The organism is Phyllobacterium ifriqiyense (assembly GCF_030817885.1).
Taxonomy (GTDB): domain Bacteria; phylum Pseudomonadota; class Alphaproteobacteria; order Rhizobiales; family Rhizobiaceae; genus Phyllobacterium; species Phyllobacterium ifriqiyense.
On sequence record NZ_JAUSZT010000003.1, the window covers coordinates 3,181,403 to 3,198,359 of the forward strand.

Consider the following 16,957-nt stretch of genomic DNA (forward strand, 5'->3'; position numbering starts at 1 on the left):
GCATCACAAGCGCCTATATCAACCCTATGAATAACCGGAAGCTTGAAACAATGAAATTTCTTAAGATGGCGCTGGCTCTTCTGGTTTTAGAAATGGTCGGCCAGATGCCGACTGCTTTCGCGCGAGAAATCCAGACATATCGACCGGCTCCGCGAGGGCTTGATGTGGTGCCGCGATCCCCAACGATCCTGCGCAATAATAGTCCGTATCGGGATAGTCTGCGGGATTGTTCGACAGGAAACTGCTACAATGGACGAGCTAACCGACCGACCGGAAATAACGGTCCTACGCAGGCTGAGAAATGTCGCGCGGCCTATCAGTCCTATCGAGCTTTCGACAATACCTATAAGCCATATAACCGTCCGCGAGAACGATGCAATTTGTAATGTAAATTCAGTGGCTTCGCCGGATCTAAAGGCACAAAAAAGCCACCGGGTTTCGCCGGTGGCCTTTAAAATTGTGTTCTGATCTTCTTAGTTCTTTGCCTTATCGACCAGCTTGTTGCTACCGATCCAAGGCATCATGCCGCGCAGCTTCTCACCAACTTCTTCGATCTGGTGTTTGTCATTGTTGCGACGGATGGCCTTGAAGCGCGATGCGCCGGCCTTATACTCCTGCATCCAATCGGAAGTGAACTTGCCGGTCTGAATGTCGGTCAGAACGCGCTTCATCTCTGCTTTTGTCTCAGCCGTGATGATGCGTGGGCCGGATACATACTCACCCCACTCTGCAGTGTTCGAGATCGAATAATTCATGTTGGCGATACCGCCTTCATAGATCAAATCAACGATGAGCTTTACTTCGTGCAGGCACTCAAAATAGGCCATTTCAGGCGCATAGCCACCTTCAACCAATGTTTCGAAACCGGCGCGGATCAGCTCAACGAGACCGCCGCACAGAACAACCTGTTCACCGAACAGATCGGTTTCGCATTCTTCACGGAAATTGGTTTCGATAACGCCCGAACGACCGCCACCAACGCCACAAGCGTAGGATAGAGCAAGATCATGTGCGTTGCCGGATGCATCCTGATGAATAGCGATGAGGCATGGTACGCCACCGCCCTTCTGATACTCACCACGAACCGTGTGGCCGGGGCCCTTTGGCGCGATCATAACAACGTCAACAGTCTTCTTCGGCTCAATGAGACCGAAGTGAACGTTAAGACCATGAGCAAAAGCGATCGCAGCACCATCGCGGATGTTATCGGCGATATGGTCCTTGTAGATATCGGCCTGCAATTCATCAGGCGTTGCCATCATCATAAGGTCGGCCCATTTGGCTGCCTCGGCAACGCTGACGACCTGAAATCCGTCCGCTTCAGCCTTTTTCGCTGTTGCTGAACCGGGACGCAGAGCAATGCGCACATCCTTTGCACCGGAATCCTTCAGATTGAGCGCATGCGCACGCCCCTGCGAACCGTAGCCGATGATGGCGACCTTCTTCGACTTGATCAGATTGATGTCCGCATCACGATCATAATATACGCGCATTTTGTTATTCCTTCCTATGTTTCAATCAGTATTGTTTTCCAGTCGCTTGACCGGTTTTTCTCAAGGTTTGTATAGAACCAGAAATTGTTCAGTGGCCCGTTTTGCGTCACGCTCAATAGCTGCCTCGCCCAACTCGAAGCGATCTCCTAGCAGCAGACGAATTTGCAAATCGCGAACCACCAGACCAAAAAATGTACGGAATGCCTCATCGGTCTGTTCGAACTTAAGCAACCCCGCTTCCCGGCCAAGCAGCAGAACGGGCTCGAGCCTGCGAGCCATGGCAAATGGGCCATTCTCCAGAACGATACCGCCAAGATCGCGACCAAGTCCGTGCTTGTCTGTGCCGGCATGCGTGACAGCAACGCGGTTCAATGCAACTGAGATTTTACCCGACAAAACCCGCAGCCAATCTGCCGCGAAACGCTCCAAACCAGCTACCAGCGCATCGCGATCAAATGCATTGCGGCTGACGGGGACTCCCCTGACCTTGGAGGCTTGCCACTGGACCGTAGCCGTCAGCAAGCCATCGCGGTCGCCAAACCATTTGTATAAGCTTTCTTTCGAACAGCTTGCACGGCGCGCCACGCTTGTCATTGTGAGTTTGTCACCAGCTTCAACCAGAAGCGCGAGCGCAGCATCAAGGACGTCTTTCTGACGTTCCGTTAATGCCGTTTCGCTGATTTCCAGTTCTGCTTTCAACACATCCTCCAACCGTACCGTACCGTACGTTACGGCTTGGCTTTTAATACATGTCCCAGGGTTTGACAAGCGTTAGGCCGAAAATTCAGCTCCAGACTTTCTCACGCAATCCGATCGGTCCAAATGGATCTATCAGCGTGCCTGAAACCATTGCTGCCAATAATTGCGGCGCTGGCGGAATGCCAGAAATTATTGGTACCAAGCGGTCACGGATGAAGGGCAATATTCTGGAGTCTGATTGATAAAATGGCGTGAATGCGCGCGACAATGCTTGGAAACTCCGTATATGCCCACGTCGCGACGATGCATATAGCGACAATGCTGTTGCAAGGTCAGATGAAGAATGCAGCGCATGAGCGAGAGCCTTGGCATCCAGCAAAGCCATATTTGCACCCTGCCCCAATTGGGGACTCGTCGAATGTGCTGCATCGCCAATAACCGAAAGGTGACGCCCGATTGGGAAAGGGAGTGTATGATGGCCATAACGCGCCAATGCCATATCATCGAAGCTGCCGATCTGGTCGAGATAAACCGAACATTCCGGCCAAAGTGACAATATATTGTCTTTCCATTGCGTCATTCCGGCACTACGCAATTTTACGTTTTCGTCTGGCTTGGTACTCCAGAAGAAGGCAGCGCTCTTCTCGTCAGCAACGCTTGCTTTGCCTATCGGCAGCACGCCAATCATTATTCCTGCTTTGCGATAACGCTGTTGCAGCGAACGCTCATCAAAAGCATCCGGATGCCATTTGAGCGAGGCCCAATAAGCCCCATAAGCCAGCGGCTTCGGGTCCCGGCTCTTGTATGCAAATTTATTTATTTTCGATCTCGATCCGCTGGCATCAACAATCAGATCAAAGGCCCCGACGCGGCGGCCAGTATCCGTTATGAGCCAAGCGGAACCAGCTCCGACTTCCATTGAAACAACATCAATATTCGTCTCAATATCGATAGCTTCGCGTAGCACTGCATCGTAAAGCACACCAAACAAAGCCGCCCGGTGAACCGCAATGCCATAACGCCCACCCTTAAGCGCAGAGTATCTCACGTCAAGAACAGTGCGGCCAGAATGTGCATCCGCACCATAAAGTCTGTCGATGCGACTACCCAAACCCCGGATCATCTCAAACAACCCGAGATCGTCAAGAACCGTCAGTCCCGTGGGTTGAAGGATAAGACCTGAACCAACCGCAGAAGCCGATTCAAACCGTTCAAACAATGTAACATGATTGTCCGAACGCTTAAGGTAGAGCGCGGCGGCCAATCCAGCCGGTCCTGCGCCAACAATAGCGATCTGTAATTTTTTCATGCGGACCAGTTTGCTAATGCGGGCTAAATATTGACCTGCGTTCCAATCTCGACGACGCGTCCTGTTGGTATCTGAAAATATTCAGTCGCATCGCTGGCGCTTCTTGCCAGAGCAATGAAAAGACGGTCCTGCCAGCGTGGCATTTCAGAGCGCGCCGAAGCCTTCAAGGACCGCCGGGACAGGAAGAATGAAGTCGTCATAATATCGAACTTCCATCCTTGCTTACGACAAATCGCGAGCGTCCTGGGAATGTTTGGTCGCTCCATATAGCCGAACGTCAAGGTTACCCGCATGAACAGGTCGTTGATAGGTTCTATCCGCACCCGCTCACTCTTTTTCACCAAAGGCGATGGAGCGGTGATTACGGTCAGGATCACATTGTTCTGATGCAAAACCTTGTAGTGCTTAAGACTGTGCATGAGCGCTGTTGGCGTGCTTTTCGGATCGCCAGTCAGGAAAACCGCAGTGCCCGGGACCAGGGTAGGCGGATTTTCAGCCATTTTCTTTGAGATCAAAGCCAGCGGAACTTCGCCCTTGCGAGTTTTCTCGAAGAGCTTCCGGCTGCCGCGAACCCAGGTAAACATGATAAGAACAACCAGGAAAGCAACGACCAAAGACGCCCAGCCTCCATCTACGACCTTAATCAAATTGGCGCTTACAAAAACAAGGTCGATGATGAGGAAACACGCGGTCAGACTGGTTGCCAACCACAAACTCCATTTCCAGATGCGGGTCATGACAATGAAAAGCAGGATTGTCGTTACTAGCATATTTCCAGTAACGGCAATACCGTATGCGGATGCCAGATTTGAAGAGCGCTCGAAGCCCAAAACAAGCAGTATAACAACAATACCGAGAAGTGCGTTGACCTTTGGCAGGTAGACTTGGCCTGACTGCTTCTCTGACGTGTGCTCGATATTCAGGCGCGGCAGAAGGTTCAACTGCACAGCCTGACGGGACAATGAGTATGCGCCCGAAATAACGGCCTGGCTGGCGATAACAGTGGCCATAGTCGCCAACACAACCATCGGTAAGAGTGCCCAATGCGGGAACATCTCGAAGAATGGATTTTTTGCTTCATCCGGATAAGCGAGGATGAAGGCGCCCTGCCCAAAGTAATTGAGCAGCAAACACGGGAAAACAACCCACATCCACGCGGTAGCAATCGGCTTGCGTCCAAAGTGGCCAAGATCGGCATAAAGCGCTTCCGCACCCGTCACGGCAAGGAACACAGTTCCAATCGTGGGGAAAGCGGTACCCGGATTATCCATGATATATTCGAACGCATAGTATGGGTTAACAGCCGCAAAAATGCTGAGATCATCGGCAATGTGCAGCAGCCCGAAAAAACCGATCGCAAGAAACCAGATCAACGTAATCGGTCCAAATATCTTTGCTACGCTCGCTGTCCCAAACCTTTGGATGGAGAACAAGGTCAGGAGGATGACAATCGTTATCGGGACGATAAATGGTTTTAAGGTTGGCGTTACTATCTCAAGTCCCTCGACGGCCGAGAGGACAGAGATCGCAGGCGTTATCACGGCATCCCCGTAAAACAGGGAAGCGCCAATGATACCAAGCCCCAAGATAAGTTGCGGCCGTGATTTAAAGCTGGACCGGGCTAGGGCCATCAAGGATAGGATACCGCCTTCGCCGTCATTATCTGCGCGCAATACGAAGGTGACGTACTTGATGGTAACAATGACCGTCAATGCCCAAAAAATCATGGATACGACGCCGAGCACGTCAGTACGGCTCAAGCTGCCATCAAGGGAGGCAGCATGCAACGCTTCGCGAAAAGCATAGATCGGGCTGGTTCCGATATCGCCATAGACAACACCAAGCGCGCCCAGAACGAGAACTGGAAAGGCTTCCTTGTGATGCGGTTCTGGCTCGTAACTTACCGAACCGTTATCGCAATCATCGCCGACCGCTTGCTGGTCATTCATAAAAGTTTTCCCTCGCTCCTACAGCGTGGGCGGACGAGTTAGTCGTGTTGCACCGCAATATCAATCGCCATTTTAACATATCTCATCCTTTGCGTTATGCAAAAATGCATGACAGCAGATTAGCATGCTAAATCAAAGCATTATACCTTGAGCGCATTGAGAAATCTTTCCACAGAGCCCGCCATCCCATGTATTAAAGCATCCGCTGTGAGGCCGTGACCAATGGAAACTTCGGCAAGTTTTGGCACTTTCTTCACCAGCGCAGGTAAATTTGCTACCGTCAGATCATGTCCGGCATTCACCGCAATACCCGCTTTCGCTGCTGCAGATGCCGTAACGCCCAGCTTCTCAAGTTCAATTAGCGCGCCGTTTGGATCATCATACATTGAGCCATAAGGGCCAGTGTAAAGTTCAATTCGATCAGCGCCAAGTTCTTTTGCGGCCAGCGGCGTCTCCGGATCCGGATCAACAAAAAGGGAGACTCGCATGCCGCGGTTTTTCAAATCCCGAATAATAGGCGTCAGAAATTCTGCGTTGCGCTCCAAGTCCCAACCATGATCGGACGTCGATTGGGCTGGATCATCCGGCACCAGCGTCACCTGTTCTGGTTCATTCCTGGTAACCAGTTCGAGAAATTCACTGGTTGGATAACCCTCAATATTGAACTCTGCTTCAGGAAACTCATCATCAATGAGGGCACGAATTTCCGGAAGGTCGGCAAACCGGATATGCCGTTCATCGGGCCGGGGATGCACCGTTAATCCGGAAGCCCCCGCAGCCAATGCTATACGACCGATACCGATGACATTTGGCCAAGGCAGATCACGGCGGTTCCGCAACATAGCAATTGCGTTCAGATTAACAGACAAAGATGCGGTCATGAAAATATCCGGAGCAGTGTATTTGGGTTTTGTTGTACATGAGTTTGGAGACGCTAAACATGCTTATTTTACGACAGCAGCTCAGACCTCAAGCACCCGACTTAACGGCCTGAATTTTATCGGACAACAGTCAAGCGCTCGGCTGCACGGGTGATGGCCGTATAAAGCCAGCGATCCCGCGTGTCTCGAAATGCATAGCTCTCGTCAAACAGCACAACTTCGTTCCACTGTGAACCCTGTGCCTTATGAGTAGTCAACGCGTAGCCATAATCGAAATCATCGAAACGCTTCTTTGTTTGCCACGGTATCTCCACATCGGGATCGTCAAACTGCGCTTTCAGCAATTTTATTTTCGCGACACCCCGTCCAGGCTCTTCATCTTCCGGTGCTATCAGCAAGTTGATGCCAGGTTTTACTGTCTCGCGTGAAGAGGTCATCACCTTCCAAAGCGAACCATTGAGAAGCCCCTTGGCTGGATCGTTACGCAAGCAGACCAGCTTATCGCCTGCCTGCGGAAAGGCAGCCGAAAATCCCTTGAGCTCTCGCAAGCGCTGATTATATCGTTTGCGAGTCCGATTAGTTCCGACCAGAACCTGGTCAGCCCCCAACACCAATTCCTGCGTCACTTCAGATTTGGAGATCACCTTGGCGGCACCATAATCGCCAAATTCAAATTCGCGCCCCTCACGAACATCCAGCGCCAACCGCAAAATTGGATTGTCACGCGCTTGCCGGTGAATTTCACTCAATAGAAAGTCAGGCTCATGTTCGGTGAAAAAGCCACCGCCGGATATGGGCGGCAACTGTCCCGGATCACCCAAAACAAGAATTGGCGTTCCGAAACTCATCAGATCCCGTCCCAACTGCTCATCAACCATCGAGCATTCGTCGACAACAATCAATTTTGCCTTTGCTACGGGACTTTGCCTGTTAAGAGAAAAGGTTGGCGCAATGCTGGTTTTGCCTGTCGTTTCGTTTTCGACAGCCTCTTCACCGCGCGGCCTATAGATAAGCGAATGCAGCGTGCGCGCGTTCTTGGCGCCCTTGGAACGCAAAACCTGCGCAGCTTTGCCCGTAAACGCAGCAAATTGAACATCGCCTTCGATATGTTCCGCAAAATAACGCGCAAGTGTTGTTTTGCCGGTGCCGGCATAGCCAAACAGCCTGAAAATCGGACTCCGTCCGCCCTTCAGCCATTTTGAGACGGCCTGTAAGGCCTCATCCTGTTGTGGTGACAGTTGCATGATCCTGAGAGACAGGATTCGTAATCAAAGGGCAAGGAAAATGCTGATAAAGGCCATTAAACTATAGATTATCAGGATTCCCGGAGCGGATCTGTCCTTCGCCGGCAAGGCCAAATTGCTGGTCTAACATACGAAAACGGTCGCCCTTGACCTGCAACTTCCAGCAAATTTTCTTTTCCTCACCTTCATAAGTGAAACATAGGCTACCTTGGTCCAGCGCCCACTCCCCCGAATATGACATGCCCTTTGTTGCGAGCTCGTCGGGCTTGCAGCATTCGATCATCTTGCCGCGTGATGTGCCGTCAGCGCCAAGATATTCGCTGAAATTAAAGGGCGGCTGCGCTTTGACTTCGCCGGTAAGCGTTGCCCCTGTGACGATCTTACGGAGCTCTTCCTCATTAGGCGTAGGCCAAATATCTGCCTGTGCAAGGGCCTGCGTTACCACAAGTCCTCCAACAAGGGCAGCAAGAACAGAAATACGTCGCAATACTGTCAGCATAGTTTTCATACCCGATCAGGATCATTTTCCAGCCTGATAGGCTGCCCATGAGGCGTTGCCAAGGCAGCGCGTTGCCAGGCACGCGTCAGCAAATCTATATCCGCTTTTGGCGCAACCTTCTTTTCCGTTATGAGCGATTCCAACGCAGCAAGCCAGCATTGATAATAGTCGCTAGGGTCTTCCAGCTCGTCCGACTGTTTTAGTTGGGACGATAAAGCCTGTGCCCACTCGGCCCAGCTGAATAATCCACGCTCATGTAGCGCGACCACCATTGCAAATGCTTCTGCCTGCCAAGGTTGCGCAAAAACCGTTGTTTCTCCTCCAGGGGCGGCGGAATTACCGATCAGATCATGCAAGCTCAATATAATCCTCCCAAGCGTCAATACTGATGGTCAACAAAGGATCTGCGGCAACACCCCAAATTTCTGAAGCTTGAAACACGACGGTATAGACATATTGAGGGTTTTCCCCTTGGCCATGCGCGTTCGTGTCAGGAAACACGAAACCATCGCGAACAGCTTCGATGATACCGGTCTTGCCCCGCGCATAGCGTGGTAGGCGCGTATGAGTCTTAGGATTTAGATTACGGGTTCGCACTCGATCACCCGCTTGGAAACGAGGCTCGGACTTCATCTCCCTGTCGCATGGACCACCTTTAGCGAGCACGGAGGGTACGCTTTCTGCTAATAAGACACGTTTTGGAGTCGCGCCCTTTGTTAAAAACCGCGCCATTCTCAATTCGTCATCTGAAACGAACCCATGTCGCTCCAGGAGAACTTCCAAAGCCTTGATCCAAATTTCATAGTAGGATGACGAATAATAATCGGCTGGATGCAGGCATTCTCGAGCATGACGGCTTTCATCAATGTTCCAATGCCCCATGCCACCCGCAGCAAGCGTGATGCCTAACGCCCTTTTTTCCCATTCTGCATGAAACAATGGCTCGTTGACTTCAGGGGCAACGGGACCAAATCCCATCTGCCCGCCAAGATCGTGCGGCCCGTTCATGTATGCCCCGGCGTCAAAGGCAGTCCGGTCCCGATCATTGAATCCCGTGTAACGAGGGCGGCCAGCTGCTCATCATTCAGGTCATCGGAACCTTCAGGGCGCAGTGGCACCACCAAGTAGCGCAGCTCAGCGGTTGAATCCCACACCCGTATCTGGGTGGTTTGAGGCAGAACCAGATCAAATTCGGCGAGAACACCGCGAGGGTCGATCACGGCTTGTGATCGATAAGGTGGCGATTTGTACCAGACTGGAGGTAATCCAAGCACTGACCACGGATAACAAGAGCAAAGTGTGCAAACGACAAGATTATGTGTATCGGCCGTATTGAATACAGCCTGCATATGCTCGCCTTGCCGACCGGTGAATCCAAGTGAAGCGATAGCCGCCGTAGCGTCCCGCTGGAGCCAGTCTGAAAATTCAGGATCGCTCCACGCTTTTGCTACTACCTTGGCGCCATTTCTTGGGCCGATCTTGGTTTCATAAGTCTCGACTATGGCATCTATCGCCAAGGGATCGATCAAACCCTTTTCGGTCAGGATCGTTTCCAGCGCACGCACTCGCGCAGCCATGGGGTCAAGCTCATTATCATGGTGATGGTCGTCGTGATCATGTGGCATGGCAAAATCCTATGCACCTAAAGCCTTAGATGCAAGATCACTTCAACATAGGCCAAAGACTTGCCACCAAGAGAACGGCCATAATGATATTGAACCATTTGAGTCTTACTGGATCGGCAAGCCATCCGCGCATGATCTGGCCAAATGCGGCCCAGCTCGATACCGATGGTATATTGACGACAGCAAAGGCTATGCCGACTATCATCATCGTCGTGAAATAGGCATCCGGCGAGGTATAGGTCGCCATGGCTGTAACGGCCATCACCCACGCCTTGGGGTTGATCCATTGAAAGGCTGCCGCTTCCACAAACGTCATTGGCCGAGCCCTGCTATCAACATTGCTTATGGAGCGAGACATCGCAATTTTATAAGCAAGATAAAGAAGATAGGCTCCGCCTGCGAATTTCAGGACGGTATAAAGCACAGGCATGGCTTCAATTAGTGCGCCAAGCCCGCAGCCGACACCAATCAATAGGGTGAAGAAGCCAGAGCCAATGCCGAACATATGCGGAATGGATCGCCTGAAACCGAAATTAACGCCTGAGGTCAGCAGCATTAAATTGTTCGGTCCCGGCGTTATCGAGGTCACGAAAGCAAAAAGAAGTAGTGTCAGGAAAACATCGAGCGCCATTTAAGAACCAGTCAATGAAAATCCAACATTAGGATCTGGCCTGCCACCGCTCAATATCCAACTTGTCAGGGATACAATTTACCCCTGACAAAAAGAGAATTGATCCTCTGACAGATCACATTCCCAAAGGACCACGGTTCATTGCAGCAACACCGGTCCGGCAGATTTCAACAAGACCAAGCGGCTTCATGATCGCAATAAACTGATCGATTTTCGAACCTTTGCCGGTGATTTCAAAAATGAAGTGCTCGGTTGTGGCATCAGCAACTTTTGCATGAAAAGCATCTGCAAGACGTAATGCTTCATTTCGGTGCTCGCCAAGCCCAGCAACCTTGACCAGTGCCAGTTCGCGCTGGATTGGCCCTGCTTGGCCGAGTTCATCAGCACGGACAGAGAGGTCCACAACACGGTGCACCGGCACGATGCGCTCTAGCTGATGGCGTATCTGGTCAAGAATATGCGGCGTCCCTCGTGTCACAATGGTGATGCGTGACAGATGTTGCTCATGCTCCGTTTCGGAAACCGTCAGGCTTTCGATATTGTAGCCCCGTCCGGAAAAGAGACCGATGACGCGTGCGAGTACACCAGGTTCATTATCCACAAGGACGGACAAGACAGTCGTAACAGGTAGTTCAGTCTCCTTGGCGATGAAATATGCCGAGCCGGAGGCTAGATTTTGAGCGTTCATTCTATTTCTCCGGGTTCTTAAACGAGCTGTCTGCCCTTGGCATCAATAGCGTTTGCAACGGCTTCATCGGTGGCTTCGTCAGGCAGAAGCATCTCATTGTGGGCTTTGCCTGATGGTATCATCGGGAAGCAATTTGCCAGATTGGCAACGCGGCAATCGAAAAGCACAGGCTTTTTGACATCAATCATTTCCTGAATAGCGTCGTCGAGATCGCCAGGCTTTTCACAACGAATACCATGGCCACCATAAGCTTCCGCCAATTTGACAAAGTCCGGCAATGCTTCTGTGTAGGAATGCGACAAGCGATTGCCGTGCAGCAATTGCTGCCACTGACGAACCATACCCATATATTGGTTGTTCAAGATGAAGATCTTGATCGGCGCCTCATATTGAACTGCCGCGCTCATTTCCTGCATGGTCATCTGCACAGACGCATCGCCAGCAATATCGATAACCAACGAGTCAGGATGGGCGATCTGCACCCCCAGCGCTGCCGGCAAACCATATCCCATCGTGCCAAGCCCACCGGATGTCATCCAGCGGTTTGGCTTTTCAAAGCCGTAGAACTGCGCCGCCCACATCTGATGTTGTCCGACTTCCGTCGTAATGTAGGTGTCGCGATCCTTGGTCAGAGCATAGAGGCGTTCAAGCGCGTATTGCGGCATGATAACGTCCTTGTTGCGGGTATAAGACAAGGATTTCCGGCTACGCCACTTGTCAATCTGCAACCACCAATCGTCAATCGCCTTCGCGTCAGGTTTGGTTGAGGAAGCACGCAACAAGCGGATCATATCCTCAAGCACCGAGGCAACGTCACCTATCACTGGAATATCGACCCGAACGGCTTTGTTGATTGACGATGGATCGATGTCGATGTGAATTTTTTTCGAATTTGGTGAGAATCCGCTCAGGCGCCCTGTAATGCGGTCATCAAAACGTGCACCAATGTTCACCATGACATCACAGTCATGCATGGTCATATTGGCTTCATACGTGCCATGCATGCCGAGCATTCCCAGCCAATTCTTCCCCGAAGCCGGATAAGCACCAAGCCCCATCAATGTCGACGTAATGGGGAAATTCGTCAGCTGTACCAACTCGCGCAACAATTTGCTTGCTTCATCACCGGAGTTGATGACGCCACCACCCGAATAAATCACCGGGCGCTTTGCCGTCAGCATCAGCGCTACGGCCTGCTTTACGGCTTCGAGGTCTGCCTGGATGGTGGGACGATAACTGGTCCGCGGACTGGTTTCAGGAGGTGTATAAATGCCCGTAGCGAACTGAACGTCCTTGGGAACATCAACCAGAACTGGACCAGGACGTCCGGTACGAGCGATGTGAAACGCTTCGTGCAATATACGGGAGAGATCGTTTACGTCCTTCACCAGCCAGTTATGTTTGGTGCAAGGACGCGTAATTCCAACGGTATCACATTCTTGAAAAGCATCTGATCCGATCAAGCTGGTTGGAACCTGTCCGCTGATGCAAACAAGCGGAATTGAATCCATCAACGCATCTTGAAGTGGGGTAACGGCGTTGGTTGCACCTGGACCGGAAGTAACCAGCATGACACCGACTTTGCCGGTGGAACGAGCATATCCTTCAGCCGCATGACCAGCGCCCTGCTCATGGCGAACGAGAATGTGGTTGATCTTGTCCTGCTGAAAGAGTTCATCATAGATCGGAAGCACAGCACCACCGGGATATCCGAAAATATCGGTCACGCCCTGATCGATAAGAGCCTGCACGACCATTTCGGCGCCAGTCATCTCACGTCGTTGCGAAGTTTTACTGCTATCCTGTTTATCTGCTGTCATCGGTCTCTTCCCGTCTATTCTGCGGCGCAAAGCCTTTCAGAAGGTGCTTTCGTTTAACTGAGATGTAGAAAATAAAAAAGGCCCCCGAGGGAGCCTGTGTTTCGCGCATGGGAGCTTTCGCCGGGTGCTTACAACACCCTGCCCATACGCGGTCCCACGACAATAAGAACTGTTTTCATGGTCGCGGACGATAATTTAGTGATTTCAATCCGTCAACCGGCAAAGTGCAAATCAAGTCAGGTGATTGCGGTCACGGCGATTTAGCATTGGGTCGCTAAGGTATTTTCAATTCCTTGCATGCAAAATAGCCATCTGGCCTCTGTCATCCGACGGGCAATCTAATTGGGACAAACAGCCGATGAGCGCTGAAGCCATGCCTACCGGAGAACCGCGGCCATTTGTTCGCAACAGAGCTGATGGCCACATTATTGAATGCAATGGCCGGACAGCTGTCATTTATGCCCAAACAGGTCCGTCAATAGGTGCTTCCGACGATTACTGGACCGTCGGGCAACTTATCTCCATTCAAGTCGACAACGCCCGGATAGTCGGGCTGATATTCAAAGTTGATTTGCCTGAAACCCGATGGGTTTCAGGTTCGGATCAGGATGTGCATGTGCACGTCGAACTTGTCGGACAGGTCAACACGGATACGAATGACAAACTGACATTTTCGTCGGGCATCGCAAACTATCCTCATATGGGGGCGATAGCGCATCGTATTCGCGCGACTGATCTGGCCACGATTTATACCGCAAGTCTCAAGAATGCAGTTTCAATAGGACATCTATCGCAGAACGCATCAATCTCTGCCCTGATTTCCATCGAAAGTTTGATTACCCGCCACTTTGCCGTTCTTGGCAGCACAGGCGTCGGAAAATCGAGCGCAGTTTCGCTTCTTTTGCGCAAGATCATCAAGCAGCGCCCAGAACTTCGAATCCTGATCCTTGATCCACATAATGAATTTGCCAGCGCATTTCCCAAAAATGCAATCTCAATAGACCATAATACTTTTGATATGCCCTACTGGTTGTTCAAACTCGAAGAGTTTGCGGAGGCCGTATTCCGGGGACGCCCTGTCATCGCCGGTGAAGTAGATGCCTTGAGGGATTTGATCCCCATGGCCAAGGAACAATTTGCAAATTCAGAGCAACCCGTAGCTCCTTCACTCCTAAAAAGAGACCGGGATTACACATCAATGACGGCTGATACGCCGGCACCCTATCGAATAGCTGACCTAATCAAGTTGATTGATGAACGCATTGGCCAACTTGAAGGCAAGACCGATAGGCCAGTCATGAAGGCTCTGAAACAACGTCTTCAGGCATTGATCGCTGACCCCCGTTATCGGTTCATGTTTACCGCCCCAACGACAATGGACACTATGCGGCAGACCATCAGTCATATTTTCCGCATACCGGCAAATGATAAACCTATCTGCGTTTTTCAGCTGGCCGGATTGCCATCAGAAGTCGTGAACTCTGTTGCGTCCGTATTGTGCCGAATGGCCTTTGATCTGGCTGTTTCAAGCGATGGCACCCTGCAGACATTGGTCGTGTGCGAAGAGGCGCATCGCTACATTCCAGCAAACCCGGACGCCGGATTTTTGCCAACCCGGCAAGCGATCGCCCGTATAGCAAAGGAAGGCCGAAAATATGGGGTTTATCTAGGTGTGATCACGCAACGTCCGGGAGAACTCGATTCCACGATTCTATCGCAATGCAGTACTGTTTTCGCCATGCGGCTGGGAAACGAACGCGATCAGGAAATTATTCGTGGCTCAATCACTGGCGCTTCACAAAGTACAGTCGGCTTTCTGTCATCAATCGCAAATCGTGAGGCCATTGCCTTTGGTGAAGCAGTTCCCACGCCGATGCGTATGATATTCGAGACAATAGCCCCGGAAGACCTTCCTGCGGCAAATATGACGAAGAAGCAAGAATTGGCAAAACCAGACAGTCAGCACTTGAGTCTTGATAGCGTGCTAATGCGAATGCGCCAGCTCAATGCCGCTGACGGCATGGCGAAAGACGATACAGACTCGGCATTTCAAACATTTGAGTCCCCCTTGGCCGCACCCAAACCGCAGCCGGAAAAAATTCCATGGCGCAGTACGGAACCGGTCGTGCGGACGGAACAAAGCCAGCCCACTGTTGAAGGCTTTCGTGCAAGCGATCTGATCCGAACATTCCGCAACGATAAAACCTGATAAATCAGGGATATGGCACTCTTTCCCAATCGTCGCCAAGTTGATTGCGAAACCAGGTCATTTGCCGTTTTGCATATTGCCGCGTGGCAATTGTCGCAAGTTCCGCAGCTTGCTCGGCTCTTATTCTTCCGGCCAATACTTCTGCTATTTCCTTAACGCCAATGGCGCGCATGGCTGGCAGTTCTTGTGAAAGTCCAAGCGATAACAAGGACTTGACCTCCTCGATAGCCCCCTCTTCCATCATTGCTTCAAAACGCTTGGCAATACGCGAACCTAGCCACTGCCGATCCGGTTCAATAATGATCTTTCTGGCAGTTGCAGCATTAATCAACGCCCGGCCAGTTTCCTTCTGCCATTCAATGATGGAGCGGCCTGAAGTATCGAAAACTTCAAGCGCACGAACAATTCGCTGACTATCCGTCGGGCGAAGTGATGCGGCAGCCAAAGGGTCTTTCAGCACCAGCATTTCATGGAGTTTTTCCGCTCCCAGTTCACCATCCTGCTTGCGCCAAAAAGAGCGGACAGCCTCTGGGATAGCCGGCATCGTTGAAAGACCGCCGAGGAGTGCACGAAAGTAAAGCCCGGTACCGCCAGCAAAAATCAAAGTCTTTTCAAAGAGTTCCGGAGACTTCAAAAGTCCCTCGACATCGGAAAACCAGCGCCCTGTCGAATAGGCTAAGGAGGGCGAGACGTGTCCATAAAGATAATGAGGCACTCGCTCCAACTCAGCTTTGCCCGGACGCGCGGTCAGCTGTTCCAGCACATTGTAAACTTGCATGGAATCCGTATTGATGATTACGCCATTCAATTCTTCGGCTAAACGAAGCGCGAGCGCTGACTTGCCGCTGGCCGTTGGTCCGGCTATCAGGATTATCTGTCTGTTCAAATCACTGCCCAAATGGAAATCGCCCCATGCCTCTAATGGCTACGCTCATTGCAAATCCTGCCGCATCCAATCTTACACCATCATTGGGGATTAAAGCCTCGGCTGCAGTCAATGCAACAGGTCTTTATTGGCTGGCCGATGGAATTGCCTGTGACATCACCTTGAAAGACACCAGCGACCTTGACGAAGCCAGAGGCCTACTTGCTCGCGCGCTGGACGGTGAACCAATTGATATTGTTATTCAAAATCAGGATAGCAGGCGCAAAAAAATTCTGATTGCAGACATGGATTCAACCATGATTCAGCAGGAGTGTATTGATGAACTGGCCGAGGAAGCCGGGTTGCGCGATGAGGTAGCGGCAATCACCGCGCGAGCCATGAATGGCGAAATCGAGTTCGAACCGGCATTGCGGGAGCGCGTTGCCCTACTGGAGGGCCTGTCATATTCGGTCATCGATAAAGTGATCGCAAGCCGGATTACACTGATGCCGGGCGGACCGGAACTTGTCAGAACCATGAAGAAACACGGCGCCTACACCGCTCTCGTTTCCGGCGGCTTTACCGTATTCACACAACGTATCGCCGAGATGATCGGGTTTAACGAAAATAGCGCTAACATATTGATAGACAATGGAGAAACGCTAACAGGCAAAGTCCAGGAACCCATTCTTGGCCGCGCTGCGAAGGTGGCGGCATTAAGCAGCATTTGCGAGCGTTTTGGCTTTGCGCCGGAAGAAGCGATCGCAGTGGGCGATGGCGCTAATGATCTTGATATGTTGCAACTTGCAGGAACTGGTGTCGCTCTTCACGCTAAACCAGTAGTTGCCGAACAGGCCAAGATTCGAATCGACCACGGGGATTTGACCGCTCTGCTCTATATTCAAGGCTACCGAAAGTCCGACTTCCTTATCTAAGTGCACTCGCCTACCCGCAACTATTTTTCACGCTCTGGTAGAAAAATTTCAGCAAAAATCGAGCATTTTTCAGCAACTTTCAGGAATTATGCTTCAAAATGAACCTGTAT

General features: G+C 51.3%; 16 protein-coding genes. 2 read left to right on the forward strand and 14 right to left on the reverse strand.

Annotated features, from left to right (window positions below; genetic code table 11):
• Window positions 1-473 precede the first annotated feature (473 nt).
• The 13 genes from ilvC to QFZ34_RS23185 form a co-directional block, all read right to left on the reverse strand.
• Window positions 474-1,493 carry a ketol-acid reductoisomerase gene (gene ilvC / locus QFZ34_RS23125; RefSeq protein WP_113097408.1) on the reverse strand — a complete coding sequence of 340 codons (1,020 nt, stop codon included), beginning with the start codon at window positions 1,491-1,493 and terminating at the stop codon, window positions 474-476.
• Between the two features lie 60 nt (window positions 1,494-1,553).
• A complete protein-coding gene (locus QFZ34_RS23130) occupies window positions 1,554-2,192 on the reverse strand; it encodes a TetR/AcrR family transcriptional regulator (protein WP_307286079.1) in 639 nt (212 codons plus the stop codon).
• 85 nt (window positions 2,193-2,277) lie between these two features.
• Window positions 2,278-3,501 (reverse strand): FAD-dependent oxidoreductase, encoded by a 1,224-nt coding sequence (locus QFZ34_RS23135; RefSeq protein WP_115052612.1) that lies wholly within the window; start codon window positions 3,499-3,501, stop codon window positions 2,278-2,280.
• Between the two features lie 23 nt (window positions 3,502-3,524).
• The gene (locus QFZ34_RS23140) at window positions 3,525-5,450 is read right to left on the reverse strand and encodes a potassium transporter Kup (protein ID WP_115052611.1); all 1,926 of its coding nucleotides are present in this window, start codon (window positions 5,448-5,450) and stop codon (window positions 3,525-3,527) included.
• 140 nt (window positions 5,451-5,590) lie between these two features.
• Complete coding sequence (locus tag QFZ34_RS23145; RefSeq protein ID WP_115052610.1) at window positions 5,591-6,331, reverse strand: pyridoxine 5'-phosphate synthase; 741 nt, start codon at window positions 6,329-6,331, stop codon at window positions 5,591-5,593.
• Window positions 6,332-6,447: 116 nt separating this feature from the next.
• Window positions 6,448-7,575, reverse strand: coding sequence for an ATP-dependent DNA helicase (locus QFZ34_RS23150; protein WP_122083390.1), 1,128 nt, complete (start codon window positions 7,573-7,575; stop codon window positions 6,448-6,450).
• 61 nt (window positions 7,576-7,636) lie between these two features.
• Window positions 7,637-8,083 carry a hypothetical protein gene (locus tag QFZ34_RS23155; RefSeq protein ID WP_307286091.1) on the reverse strand — a complete coding sequence of 149 codons (447 nt, stop codon included), beginning with the start codon at window positions 8,081-8,083 and terminating at the stop codon, window positions 7,637-7,639.
• Complete coding sequence (locus QFZ34_RS23160; RefSeq protein ID WP_307286094.1) at window positions 8,080-8,436, reverse strand: nitrile hydratase accessory protein; 357 nt, start codon at window positions 8,434-8,436, stop codon at window positions 8,080-8,082. Before QFZ34_RS23160 ends, QFZ34_RS23155 begins: the two co-directional genes overlap by 4 nt.
• On the reverse strand, window positions 8,423-9,082 hold the full coding sequence (nthB, locus tag QFZ34_RS23165) for a nitrile hydratase subunit beta (RefSeq protein ID WP_307286097.1): 660 nt from the start codon (window positions 9,080-9,082) through the stop codon (window positions 8,423-8,425). Before nthB ends, QFZ34_RS23160 begins: the two co-directional genes overlap by 14 nt.
• The gene (gene nthA / locus QFZ34_RS23170) at window positions 9,079-9,699 is read right to left on the reverse strand and encodes a nitrile hydratase subunit alpha (protein ID WP_115052606.1); all 621 of its coding nucleotides are present in this window, start codon (window positions 9,697-9,699) and stop codon (window positions 9,079-9,081) included. Before nthA ends, nthB begins: the two co-directional genes overlap by 4 nt.
• A 37-nt stretch (window positions 9,700-9,736) precedes the next feature.
• Complete coding sequence (locus tag QFZ34_RS23175) at window positions 9,737-10,330, reverse strand: LysE family translocator (protein ID WP_115052605.1); 594 nt, start codon at window positions 10,328-10,330, stop codon at window positions 9,737-9,739.
• 115 nt (window positions 10,331-10,445) lie between these two features.
• Entirely contained in the window at window positions 10,446-11,018 is a 573-nt protein-coding gene (ilvN, locus tag QFZ34_RS23180; RefSeq protein ID WP_115052604.1) for an acetolactate synthase small subunit, read from the reverse strand.
• A 17-nt stretch (window positions 11,019-11,035) separates the two neighbouring features.
• Window positions 11,036-12,838, reverse strand: coding sequence for an acetolactate synthase 3 large subunit (locus QFZ34_RS23185; protein WP_307286106.1), 1,803 nt, complete (start codon window positions 12,836-12,838; stop codon window positions 11,036-11,038).
• A gap of 358 nt (window positions 12,839-13,196) precedes the next feature.
• Between QFZ34_RS23185 and QFZ34_RS23190 the strand changes: the two genes are divergently transcribed.
• Window positions 13,197-15,047 carry an ATP-binding protein gene (locus tag QFZ34_RS23190; protein ID WP_307286109.1) on the forward strand — a complete coding sequence of 617 codons (1,851 nt, stop codon included), beginning with the start codon at window positions 13,197-13,199 and terminating at the stop codon, window positions 15,045-15,047.
• A 4-nt stretch (window positions 15,048-15,051) separates the two neighbouring features.
• Here QFZ34_RS23190 and miaA read toward each other — a convergent pair whose 3' ends face one another.
• Window positions 15,052-15,945, reverse strand: a complete 894-nt coding sequence (gene miaA / locus QFZ34_RS23195) for a tRNA (adenosine(37)-N6)-dimethylallyltransferase MiaA (protein WP_370878831.1) — start codon at window positions 15,943-15,945, stop codon at window positions 15,052-15,054.
• 14 nt (window positions 15,946-15,959) lie between these two features.
• On the opposite strand from miaA, the gene serB reads away from it, so the two are divergent.
• Entirely contained in the window at window positions 15,960-16,847 is an 888-nt protein-coding gene (gene serB / locus QFZ34_RS23200; RefSeq protein ID WP_307286116.1) for a phosphoserine phosphatase SerB, read from the forward strand.
• Window positions 16,848-16,957: the final 110 nt, after the last annotated feature.